The sequence below is a fragment of the Streptomyces sp. NPDC104367 genome (genome assembly GCF_055583825.1).
This window is the reverse complement of sequence record NZ_JBVJND010000013.1, coordinates 255,093-266,247: the sequence shown is the minus strand read 5'-3', so window position 1 is coordinate 266,247 and position 11,155 is coordinate 255,093. Positions and strand designations below refer to the sequence as shown.

General features: G+C 69.5%; 10 protein-coding genes, 1 rRNA gene, 1 pseudogene and 1 riboswitch. Of the genes and pseudogenes, 11 read left to right on the top strand and 1 reads right to left on the bottom strand.

The genetic code is table 11. The features are described 5' to 3' along the window. The 11 genes and pseudogenes from rrf to ACZ619_RS21620 form a co-directional block, all read left to right on the top strand. A 5S ribosomal RNA gene (gene rrf / locus ACZ619_RS21670) occupies positions 1-95 on the top strand; the annotation flags it as partial. A 112-nt stretch (positions 96-207) separates the two neighbouring features. Further along, entirely contained in the window at positions 208-816 is a 609-nt protein-coding gene (locus ACZ619_RS21665) for a CDP-alcohol phosphatidyltransferase family protein (RefSeq protein ID WP_469601219.1), read from the top strand. Between the two features lie 116 nt (positions 817-932). Further along, entirely contained in the window at positions 933-3,428 is a 2,496-nt protein-coding gene (locus tag ACZ619_RS21660; protein WP_469601216.1) for a sugar phosphate nucleotidyltransferase, read from the top strand. Between the two features lie 105 nt (positions 3,429-3,533). Beyond that, on the top strand, positions 3,534-4,445 hold the full coding sequence (locus ACZ619_RS21655; RefSeq protein ID WP_469601214.1) for a DUF881 domain-containing protein: 912 nt from the start codon (positions 3,534-3,536) through the stop codon (positions 4,443-4,445). Continuing rightward, on the top strand, positions 4,442-4,774 hold the full coding sequence (locus ACZ619_RS21650; protein WP_046727248.1) for a small basic family protein: 333 nt from the start codon (positions 4,442-4,444) through the stop codon (positions 4,772-4,774). The genes ACZ619_RS21655 and ACZ619_RS21650 overlap by 4 nt, the downstream gene beginning before the upstream one ends. 5 nt (positions 4,775-4,779) lie before the next feature. Next, positions 4,780-5,613, top strand: coding sequence for a DUF881 domain-containing protein (locus ACZ619_RS21645; RefSeq protein ID WP_469601210.1), 834 nt, complete (start codon positions 4,780-4,782; stop codon positions 5,611-5,613). Between the two features lie 190 nt (positions 5,614-5,803). After that, complete coding sequence (locus tag ACZ619_RS21640) at positions 5,804-6,634, top strand: FHA domain-containing protein (protein ID WP_469601208.1); 831 nt, start codon at positions 5,804-5,806, stop codon at positions 6,632-6,634. A 41-nt stretch (positions 6,635-6,675) separates the two neighbouring features. Continuing rightward, positions 6,676-7,413: a transcriptional regulator FtsR gene (gene ftsR / locus ACZ619_RS21635; protein ID WP_469601206.1), complete on the top strand. Its 738-nt coding sequence runs from the start codon at positions 6,676-6,678 to the stop codon at positions 7,411-7,413. Positions 7,414-7,504: 91 nt separating this feature from the next. Next, a complete protein-coding gene (locus tag ACZ619_RS21630; RefSeq protein ID WP_026253112.1) occupies positions 7,505-7,978 on the top strand; it encodes a bifunctional nuclease family protein in 474 nt (157 codons plus the stop codon). 267 nt (positions 7,979-8,245) lie between these two features. Continuing rightward, on the top strand, positions 8,246-8,890 hold the full coding sequence (locus tag ACZ619_RS21625) for a MerR family transcriptional regulator (protein WP_469601204.1): 645 nt from the start codon (positions 8,246-8,248) through the stop codon (positions 8,888-8,890). 100 nt (positions 8,891-8,990) lie between these two features. Then, positions 8,991-10,579: pseudogene (locus ACZ619_RS21620) on the top strand (DNA polymerase IV). Here the strand turns inward: ACZ619_RS21620 and ACZ619_RS21615 are convergent. After that, positions 10,492-10,872, bottom strand: a complete 381-nt coding sequence (locus ACZ619_RS21615) for a PRC-barrel domain-containing protein (RefSeq protein ID WP_469601202.1) — start codon at positions 10,870-10,872, stop codon at positions 10,492-10,494. The pseudogene ACZ619_RS21620 and the gene ACZ619_RS21615 sit on opposite strands and share 88 nt — an antisense overlap. Before the next feature lie 116 nt (positions 10,873-10,988). Then, a riboswitch (glycine riboswitch) is annotated at positions 10,989-11,083 on the top strand. Positions 11,084-11,155: the final 72 nt, after the last annotated feature.

The following is an 11,155-nucleotide window of genomic DNA, read 5'->3' as shown; positions in this document are numbered from 1 at the left end:
AAACGCCCGGTTACATTCCGAACCCGGAAGCTAAGCCTCACAGCGCCGATGGTACTGCAGGGGGGACCCTGTGGGAGAGTAGGACGCCGCCGAACTCCTTTTAGAGCTCTGGCTCTTGGGCATCAAGCCCGAGAGCCAGAGCTTTTTTGCGTTGAGGTAAGGTCAGTGAGCAAAGTTGGCTCGTTTCCCATCACAGGAGGCCCCCGGGTGGAGGTCCAGGAGACGCGTGTCCAAACGGACCGGGTCCTCACCATCCCGAACATCCTCAGCATGGCGCGCCTCGTCGGCGTCCCCGTCTTCCTGTGGTTGATCCTCAGGCCCGAGTTCGGCGGCCCCAAGAGTGATGGCTGGGCACTGCTGGTGCTCGCTTTCAGCGGCGTCAGCGACTACTTGGACGGCAAGCTGGCCCGGCGCTGGAACCAGGTCAGCAGCCTCGGCCGGCTTCTCGACCCGGCCGCGGACCGGCTCTACGTGCTGTCGACACTGATCGGTCTCACCTGGCGCGAGATCCTGCCGCTGTGGCTGACGGGCGTACTCCTGCTGCGTGAACTGATTCTGCTGGTGATGGTGGGGATCCTCAGGCGACACGGCTATCCGCCGCCTCAGGTGAACTTCCTGGGGAAGGCCGCCACCTTCAATCTGATGTACGCGTTCCCGCTCCTGCTGCTGAGTGACGGAAGCGGTTGGATCTCGTCACTCGCTGCGATTTTCGGATGGGCGTTCGCCGGGTGGGGTACAACGCTGTACTGGTGGGCAGGAGTGCTCTACGTGGTGCAGGTCCGCCGCCTCGTTCGCGCGGACGCCACAGCCGATTGAGCCCGGAGTTTGTCCGGACGTAGTGGCTCTCGATGGCCCGCGCTGGAAAAGTGCGGGACAATCTTGACGGGTGAAGTCGGCTAGACCGTCATCTCTTGGAGGAGGACGCTTCCGACATGAAGGCCGTCGTGATGGCCGGTGGTGAAGGCACACGCCTTCGCCCCATGACCTCCAGCATGCCCAAGCCGCTCCTGCCGGTGGTGAACCGCCCGATCATGGAGCATGTGCTACGGCTGCTCAAAAGGCATGGGCTCACCGAGACCGTCGTCACCGTGCAGTTCCTGGCATCGCTGGTCAAGAACTACTTCGGAGACGGCGAGGAGCTCGGAATGGAGCTCACCTATGCCAACGAGGAGAAGCCACTCGGTACCGCCGGAAGCGTCAAGAACGCCGAAGAGGCGTTGAAGGACGATGCTTTCCTCGTGATCTCCGGTGATGCCCTGACCGACTTCGACCTCACCGAACTGATCAACTTCCACAAGGCGAAGGGCGCACTCGTCACGGTGTGCCTGACGCGTGTGCCCAATCCGCTGGAATTCGGCATCACCATTGTCGACGAAGAAGGCAAGGTCGAGCGCTTTCTCGAGAAGCCGACCTGGGGCCAGGTCTTCTCCGACACGGTGAACACGGGCATCTATGTCATGGAGCCCGAGGTATTCGACTACGTCGAGGCCGACGTACCCGTCGACTGGTCCGGCGATGTCTTCCCGCAGCTGATGAAGGAGGGCAAGCCGGTCTACGGCTATGTCGCCGAGGGCTACTGGGAGGACGTCGGCACGCACGAGTCGTATGTGAAGGCGCAGGCCGACGTCCTGGAGGGCAAGGTCGACGTCGACATCGACGGCTTCGAGATATCCCCCGGCGTCTGGGTCGCCGAGGGCGCCGAGGTACACGCCGACGCCGTACTCCGCGGGCCGCTGTACATCGGCGACTACGCCAAGGTCGAGGCCGGCGCCGAAATCCGGGAACACACCGTCGTCGGCTCCAACGTCGTCGTCAAGAGCGGTGCGTTCCTGCACCGGGCCGTCGTCCACGACAACGTGTACGTCGGACAGCACAGCAATCTGCGCGGCTGCGTCGTCGGCAAGAACACCGACATCATGCGGGCCGCCCGGATCGAGGACGGCGCGGTCATCGGTGACGAGTGCCTGATCGGTGAAGAATCGATCGTTCAGGGCAATGTGCGGGTCTATCCGTTCAAGACCATCGAGGCCGGTGCGTTCGTCAACACGTCGGTGATCTGGGAGTCCCGCGGTCAGGCGCATCTGTTCGGCGCCCGTGGTGTCTCCGGCATCCTGAACGTGGAGATCACGCCGGAACTGGCGGTGCGGCTGGCCGGCGCGTACGCGACCACCCTGAAGAAGGGGTCGACCGTCACGACGGCCCGTGACCACTCGCGTGGCGCCCGTGCGCTCAAGCGGGCGGTCATCTCCGCGCTCCAGGCCAGCGCCATCGACGTACGCGACCTGGAGAACGTGCCGCTGCCCGTGGCGCGGCAGCAGACCGCGCGGGGCAGTGCCGGCGGGATCATGATCCGGACCTCGCCGGGGGTGCCGGACTCCGTCGACATCATGTTCTTCGACGGACAGGGCGCGGACCTCTCGCAGGCCAGTCAGCGGAAGCTGGACCGGATCTTCGCGCGACAGGAGTACCGGCGTGCGTTCCCGGGCGAGATCGGCGACCTGTACTTCCCCGCCAGTGTGTTCGACTCGTACACCGGGTCGCTGCTGCGGAACGTCGACACGACCGGGATCGCCGACGCGGATCTGAAGGTCGTGGTGGACGCCTCGAACGGCAGTGCCGGGCTGGTGCTGCCCAGCCTGCTGGGCAAGCTCGGGGTGGACTCGCTGACGATCAACCCCGGTCTGAACGAGGCCAGGCCCACCGAGACGGCCGACCAGCGGCGGGCCGGCCTGGTGCGGCTCGGCGAGATCGTGGCGTCCTCGGGTGCCGCGTTCGGGGTGCGGTTCGACCCGGTCGGCGAGCGGCTGTCCCTGGTGGACGAGAAGGGCCGCATCATCGAGGACGACCGGGCGCTGCTGGTGATGCTCGACCTGGTCGCCGCCGAGCGGCGCAGCGGGCGTGTGGCGCTTCCGGTCACCACGACCCGGATCGCCGAGCAGGTGGCCGCCTACCACGGCACCCAGGTCGAGTGGACGACCACCTCTCCGGACGACCTCACGCGCGTGGGGCGCGAGGAGGGCACCATCTTCGGCGGTGACGGCAAGGGCGGGTTCATCGTCCCGGAGTTCAGCAGCGTCTACGACGGTACGGCCGCCTTCGTACGGCTGATCGGTCTGGTGGCGCGGACGCAGCTCACGCTCAGCCAGATCGACGCCCGGATTCCGCGGGCGCACGTCCTCAAGCGGGACCTGGCCACGCCGTGGGCTGTCAAGGGCCTGGTCATGCGGCGTGTCGTGGAGGCGGCCGGCGACCGTTCCGTGGACACCACGGACGGGGTACGTGTCGTGGAGACCGACGGGCGCTGGGTGATGGTGCTGCCCGACCCGGCCGAGGCGGTCACCCATCTGTGGGCCGAGGGCCCCGACGACGCCTCCGCGCAGGCCCTGTTGGACGAGTGGTCGGCGATCGTGGACAGCGCCGGACGCTGAGAGAGCCCACGCGCGCGTGCCGGACCGGTGTCCCCGAGGGGGCCCGTCCGGCACGCCGGTGGGGCCGTTCGGAGGTACTGGTCGCGACGTGCGACGATGTGCGGCATGCCGCAGCAACCCCCCGTTCGGAGCAGCGTCCCCCGGCCGCAGCGCCCGGACGCCTCCATGTCGTTGCTCACCAACGTCATGGACCACAGCCTCGACGACGGGTACGCCGAGGCGGCCGCGCGCAAGCGGGCCAAGGGGGAGGGCGGCGGCATGCCGAAGACCCTCCGGGCCAGGCTCGGGCTCGCCGGCGGGCTGGTGCTCGCGGCGCTCGTGGTGACCGTGGGAGCCGCCCAGGCGCGTGTGACGGCACCCGTGGTGGCCAAGGAGCGACAGGAGCTGATCGACCGCATCGACCGTGAGACGGCCGCCGCGGACAAGCTGGAGAACACCGTCGACAAACTGCGTGACGACGTCAGCGCCCGTCAGCGCGCGGCCCTCAGGGAGAGCGGGGGCAGCGGACAGGCGGACCTGGTGGGCATGCTGTCGGGTGCCACGGCGGTGCACGGCCCCGGCGTGAAGCTGGTCGTGAACGACTCCAAGGAGGCGTCCTCGGGCGGCGACGGCAGCAACCCCCGGGAGACCTCCGGGTTCTCCGACACCGGCCGGGTCCGCGACCACGACATGCAGCGCGTCGTGAACGGTCTGTGGGCCTCGGGCGCCGAGGCCGTCTCCATCAACGGCCAGCGGCTGACCGCCCTGTCGGCGATCCGGGCCGCTGGGGACGCGATACTGGTCGACAACAGGCCGCTGGTACCGCCGTACACGGTGCTGGCGGTGGGGGACGGGGAGCTGCTGAGTTCCAGGTTCCAGGACAGCGTGGACGGGTTGTATCTGCACGCGCTGGAGCAGAACTTCGACATCAGGGCGACGATCTCCACGGAGAGTGACGTCCGGCTGCCCGCCGCACCGAGCGTGATCGTACGTACGGCGGAGCCGTACACCGAGAAGACTGAGAAGGGCACATCGTGATCGCCGTACTTGGCCTCGTCGTGGGCGTCGTGGCCGGACTGTTGGTCCGGCCTGAGGTTCCGGCGGTCGTCGAGCCGTATCTGCCGATCGCCGTGGTGGCGGCGCTCGACGCCGTCTTCGGCGGTCTGCGGGCCATGCTCGACGGGATCTTCGACGACAAGGTCTTCGTGGTGTCGTTCCTGTCCAACGTGGTGGTGGCGGCGCTGATCGTCTTCCTGGGCGACAAGCTGGGCGTGGGCTCGCAGCTGTCCACCGGTGTCGTGGTGGTCCTCGGTATCCGTATCTTCTCCAACGCGGCGGCGATCCGGCGCCACGTCTTCCGGGCGTGAGCGGCATGAACGGACACGAGAGGCAGCCCGAGCACCGGCTGCGCAGGGAACTGCCCGCCGAGGTGCCGCCCACGGCGCCGGAGGCCGAGGCCGCCGAGCCCCGGCCGGACGCCGGGCTGACCGGCCGCCAGCGGCTGGTCCAGGGGCTGTGGCCGCCGCGGGTCAGCCGGGCCCAACTGATCGTCGCCCTGCTCCTGTTCGGACTCGGATTCGGGCTGGCGGTGCAGGTCGCGTCGAACAGCGACAGCGACAGCGCGCTGCGCGGGGCACGTCAGGAGGATCTTGTCCGCATCCTCGATGAACTGGACGACCGTACTCAGCGTCTTGAGGACGAGAAGACAGGACTCGAGAAGCAGCGCCAGGAGTTGCAGAGCAGCTCCGACCAGGCGGCGGAGGCACGCAGGCAGACGGCCGAGAAGGAGAGACAACTCGGCATTCTGGCGGGCACCGTGGCGGCGCAGGGTACCGGCATCACGATGACGGTCGACGACCCGAAGGGAACGGTGGAGGCGGACATGCTGCTCGACGCGGTCCAGGAGCTGCGCGCGGCCGGCGCGGAGGCGATCCAGGTGAACGGGGTACGGGTGATCGCCGGCACCTACCTGACGGATTCCGGCAAGAGTGTGAGCGTCGACGGGAACAAGATCACCCAGCCCTTCGTTTTCAGGGTGATCGGCAAGCCGCAGGACCTCGAACCGGCTCTCAACATCCCCGGAGGCGTGGTGCAGACCCTTGAGAAGGAACAGGCGACTGTGACCGTCGAGCGGTCGGCCAAGATCGTCGTGGACGCCTTGCGACCGGCGAAGCAGCCTGACTACGCTCGGTCGACCGCGCAGTGAACCGGTGGTGCATGGGGGACGTCGGGCGGGGGCATGAGGATGCGGGGGGTCGGCGCACCGAGCAGCCGGTGCGTGGTGGAAACTGTCTGGTGGATACGGACGTTGTGAGGTTGTCCGGGTCGGCCGGTTTATTCAGTCAGGGTTCGTCCTGCCCCACGGGCGGGTCTGTTTCGGTCAAGGGGAATCGCCCGTGAAGTTGTTTGCGAAGTTGTTCGGCAAGAGCGCGCGAGAAGGAAGCGACAACGCGACCGCTCGCCATCGCGCACAGTCCGACGCGGAGGGCCAGCGCCCCCTGTTCCGGGACCAGGTGGCTGGTCCGGGGGGTGACATTTCGGGAGGTCAGGGCGCGCCGTCAGTTGACCCGTCCCAGTCCGGCGGCATAGGTTTCGGGCAACCGTCAACCTCAGGTGCGGGTGGAGGGTTTGCCTCCGACCCGTACGCGTCCAACGCCCCGGCGGGGCAGCCGCGGCAGGAGGATCCGTCGATGTCGGCCCTGGTTTGTACGAGGTGCGGTAACCGCAACGCGGAGAACGCCCGCTTCTGTTCCAACTGCGGTGCTCCGCTGCGTGCGGGTGCCGTCCCCGAGCGTGCGTCCGAGACGACGTCCACGATCTCGATCTCCGGTCTGGAGGCCTACGACGCCGAGGTCACCGGTCAGACCCAGATGCCGGCGCTCTCGCCCGAGGCGCAGGCCGCGGTCGACGCGCTGCCGCTGGGCTCCGCGCTGCTGGTGGTGCGCCGTGGCCCGAACTCGGGCAGCCGCTTCCTGCTGGACAGCGACCTGACCACGGCCGGCCGTCACCCGCAGAGCGACATCTTCCTGGACGACGTGACGGTCTCGCGCCGGCACGTGGAGTTCCGCCGCCAGCCGGACGGTTCCTTCACGGTGGCCGACGTGGGCAGCCTCAACGGCACGTACGTCAACCGGGAGCGCATCGACCAGGTCGCCCTGTCGAACGGTGACGAGGTCCAGATCGGCAAGTACCGGCTGGTCTTCTACGCGAGCCGGCAGGGCGTCTGACCCTCCGGATCTCGCCTGGAGGACCCCAGGGAAGAAGGTCCATGCTGCACACACCGAGCGGCGGTACCGGTCACGGCACCGCCGCCACGGAAACCGGGCTGATGAGCATCGGCACGGTGCTGAACGTGCTGCGCGACGAGTTCCCCGAAGTCACCATCTCCAAGATCCGCTTCCTGGAGTCGGAGGGGCTCATCGAGCCGCGCCGGACCCCCTCCGGGTACCGCAAGTTCAGCGCCGGGGACGTGGAACGCCTCGGACACGTCCTGCGGATGCAGCGGGACCACTATCTGCCGCTCAAGGTCATCCGCGAGTACCTGGACGCCATGGAGCGCGGTGAGGCCCTGCAGCTGCCCGTGCTGGGGCGGCAGCGGGACGGCGAGGCGTTGCCGACGGCGTCCGAGGCGCCGACGGTGGCCCGGATCGGGCGGCAGGAGCTGCTCGCGGCCGCCGAGATCGACGAGACCTGCCTCAAGGAGTGGGAGTCGTACGGGCTCATCGCTCCGCTGGAGGACGGCGTGTACGACGCCGAGGTGGTGACCGTGGCCGGGCTCGTCGCCGAGCTGGGCCGGTTCGGGATCGAACCGCGCCATCTGCGGGTGATGAAGGCCGCCGCCGACCGCGAGGCCGGCCTGGTGGACCAGGTGGTGGCCCCGCTGAAGCGGCACCGCAACCCGCAGACCAGGGCCCACGCCGAGGCCCGTACGAAGGAGCTGGCGGAGCTGACGGTGAAGTTGCACGCCGCGCTGGTGCAGACCGCCCTCGGGGTGCGGTTGCCGTGACCGCGGTGACAGGACCCGGGCGCAGGCCGGATCGGGCTCGCGTTTTCGGCCCGACTACCCAAACGTCCCGGGCACGGCCTAGGGTTGCTGTGTGAACGAGCTCGATGTCGTAGGTGTCCGGGTGGAAATGCCCTCCAACCAACCGATCGTGCTCCTGCGCGAAGTGGGAGGCGACCGTTACCTCCCCATCTGGATCGGGCCGGGGGAGGCGACGGCGATCGCTTTCGCCCAGCAGGGCATGGCGCCCGCGCGACCGCTGACCCACGACCTGTTCAAGGACGTGTTGGAGGCCGTCGGTCAGGAGCTCACCGAAGTGCGCATCACGGACCTGCGTGAGGGCGTCTTCTACGCGGAGCTGGTGTTCGCCAGCGGGGTCGAGGTGAGCGCCCGCCCGTCCGACGCCATAGCGCTGGCGCTGCGCACCGGAACGCCGATCTACGGCAGCGACACGGTGCTGGACGACGCGGGCATCGCGATCCCGGACGAGCAGGAGGACGAGGTGGAGAAGTTCCGCGAGTTCCTCGACCAGATCTCGCCCGAGGACTTCGGCACCAGCAGCCAGTGAGGGACCAAGGCGGCCCGTTACCCACCGGAAGGTCGGTGACGGGCCGGTTCGCGGCAGGTCACAGCCGAAACTCACGGGCAATTGCCAGGGGCCATTGAGAGCGTCCTACGGCCTCCCGCCAGAGCATTCGGCTAGCCTTTCCCCGCGGTGGGGCACGGGAAACCACTCCTAGGGTGATTATCACTCGGCGTGCCGAGTGTGGCGATCGTTGACGCACCCCTGGTGACTGCCTACCGTCGAGAAGGCAGGTCAAGGACGGAGGTCGGCGTGAGAAGCAGCGGCGACGGTACGGCTGGGGGTGCCCCCGGACACGGTTTCGGGGAGAGCGGTCCGTACCCGCTTCACAGCAGCATGGCCGGTCAAGCTCCGCAGCGGCCGACGGCAGTGCCGAGCGGCGGAGGGGCGGCGTCCATGGCGACCGAGGAGATCGGCTACCGGGGGCCCACGGCCTGTGCGGCGGCCGGCATCACCTATCGGCAACTCGACTACTGGGCCCGCACCGGCCTCGTGGAGCCCAGCGTGCGCCCCGCCCACGGGTCGGGCACGCAGCGGCTGTACAGCTTCCGGGACGTCGTCGTCCTGAAGATCGTCAAGCGGTTCCTGGACACCGGGGTCTCCCTCCAGAACATCCGCACGGCGGTGCAGCACCTCAGGGAACGCGGCTTCCGCGACCTGGAGCGCATGACCCTCATGAGCGACGGCGCCACGGTCTACGAGTGCAGCTCGCCGGACGAGGTCCACGCCCTGCTCCAGGGCGGTCAGGGCATCTTCGGCATCGCGGTCGGGGTGGTCTGGCGGGACGTGGAGAGCGCGCTGTCCCAGCTGCACGGCGAGCGCGTCGACACCGGCGAGACCCTCGTCGGGCACAACCCCGCCGACGAGCTGGCCCGGCGGCGCAACCGGGCGGTCTGAACCCCCGGGCCGGAGATCCGGCGCCTTCGGAGTCTCCCGCGATGCCCCGGCACGGTCATGTGCCGGGGCATTGTCAGTGCCGTGGTGCAGCATCGGAGATGTGAGAAACGAGCCCACGATCCTGCATCTCGACATGGATGCCTTCTACGCCTCGGTGGAGCAGGCGTCGAAGCCGAGCCTGCGCGGGAAGGCCGTGATCGTGGGCGGGCTCGGACCGCGTGGTGTGGTGGCCACCGCGTCGTACGAGGCCAGGGCGTTCGGGGTGCGCTCGGCGATGCCGATGGCCCAGGCGCGGCGGCTGGCGCCGAACGCCGCGTACCTGGTGCCGCGCTTCGGGCTGTACCGGACGATCAGCGAGCAGGTGATGGCGCTGCTGCACGAGCTGTCGCCGCTGGTGGAGCCGCTGAGCCTGGACGAGGCGTTCGTGGACCTGGAGGCCGGCGCGGCGGCCTGGGACGCGGTGTCGGCGCGGCTGGTGGGGGAGAGGCTGCGCGCGGACATACGGGCCGCCACGGGGCTGTGCGGGTCCGTCGGGCTCGCCGCCTCCAAGATGCTCGCGAAGATCGCCTCCGAGGAGGCCAAGCCCGACGGACTGGTCATGATCGACCCGGGCACGGAGCGGGCGATGCTGGAGCCGATGCCGGTGCGCACCCTGCCCGGGGTCGGGCCGGCGACCGGGGACCATCTGCGGCGGGCCGGGATCGCCACCGTCGGGGAGCTGGCCGAGGCGGGCGAGGACGAGCTGGTCCGGCTGCTCGGCAAGGCGCACGGGCACGCGCTGTACGCGATGGCGCTGGCCCACGACGAGCGGCCCGTGGTGGCCGAGCGGGAGACCAAGTCGGTGTCGGTCGAGGACACCTACGACGTGGACATCCACGACCGGCTGCGGGTCGGCCTTGAGGTGCAGCGGCTGGCCGACCGGTGCGTGGGGCGGCTGCGCGGGGCGGGGCTGTCCGGGCGGACGATCGTGCTGAAGGTGCGGCGGTACGACTTCTCGACGCTCACCAGGTCGGAGACGCTGCGGGGTCCGACCGACGATCCGGCGGTGGTGCGGGAGGCGGCGGCGCGGCTGCTGGACTCGGTGGACACGACGGGCGGTGTGCGGCTGCTGGGGGTGGGGGTGTCGGGGCTGGCCGACTACACGCAGGAGGACCTGTTCGCGCAGGCCGCGGCGGCCGGGGAGGCGGCGGCACCCGCCGAGGAGACGGCCGCGGCCGTGCCGGAGCCGGTGGCGTCGCAGGAGGCGGCCGCCGAGCGGCGCTGGCCCGCGGGCCACGACGTGCGGCACGCCGAGCACGGGCACGGATGGGTGCAGGGGAGCGGGCTGGGCAGGGTGACGGTGCGGTTCGAGACGCCGACGGAGGCGGAGGCGGGGCGGGTACGGACCTTCCGGGTCGACGACCCCGAACTGGAGCCGGCGGATCCGTTGCCGCTGGTGGAGCTGCCCCTGGTGCCGGGCGTCGCAGTGGACGAGATGCGTACGTGACCGTGGGGCGGGGCCGGCGTGGGACCGCTGACCGGCGCCCGCAGGTGCCGCCGCGCCCAACCGTGCCGCCCCCCGCCGCACGACTGCCCGCGGCGGTGTGGTGGGCGCGTCGGTCTCAGGCCCCCGTGTCCTCCGTGCCCGCCAGCTTGCCGAAGTCGTGGTCCGGGCGGGGGTGGGGCGGGGCCGGGGTGTCCAGGCCGTAGTGGTGGTAGAGCTGGAGCTCCTGCTCGGGTGACAGGTGGCGGCCGACGCCGAAGTCGGGGGCGTCCTTGATCAGGGCGCGGTCGAAGGGGACGTGCAGGGTGCCCTCGACCAGCTCACTGGGCTCCAGGGGCACGAAGGCGTCCCGGGAGAACAGGCCGGTGCGTATGGCCGCCCACTCCGGCACGCCCGTCGCGTCGTCGAGGTACACCTCGTCGATCGTGCCGATCTTCGTACCGTTGCGGTCGAACGCCTTGCGGCCGATCAGGTTGCGCGGATCGATGTCGGTCTGCACGGCGGGCCCTCCACTTGGTCGCAACTCATCCGTAAGCACTACAAAAGAGCACATTCAACGCCGCGGCCACTCGAAGGCCCGGCCGCAGACCTCGCTGGTAGGCTGACAGCGGCTGCTGACCCCGTGCGGGAGAGTCCTCCGGGCGAACCGGAGGCGCCGAAGGAGCAAATCCTCCCCGGAATCTCTCAGGCCCACGTACCGCACGGACGAGGTCACTCTGGAAAGCAGGGCGGGTGCCGATGGCGTCCGCTCTCACCGACGGTGAAAGCCGGAGCCCGCGGGC

Coding starts and splice junctions, on each gene's coding strand:
- ACZ619_RS21660 (WP_469601216.1), top strand. CDS start 933: ATGAAGGCCGTCGTGATGGCCGGTGGTGAAGGCACACGCCTTCGCCCC.
- ACZ619_RS21655 (WP_469601214.1), top strand. CDS start 3,534: ATGCCGCAGCAACCCCCCGTTCGGAGCAGCGTCCCCCGGCCGCAGCGC.
- ACZ619_RS21645 (WP_469601210.1), top strand. CDS start 4,780: ATGAACGGACACGAGAGGCAGCCCGAGCACCGGCTGCGCAGGGAACTG.
- ftsR (WP_469601206.1), top strand. CDS start 6,676: ATGCTGCACACACCGAGCGGCGGTACCGGTCACGGCACCGCCGCCACG.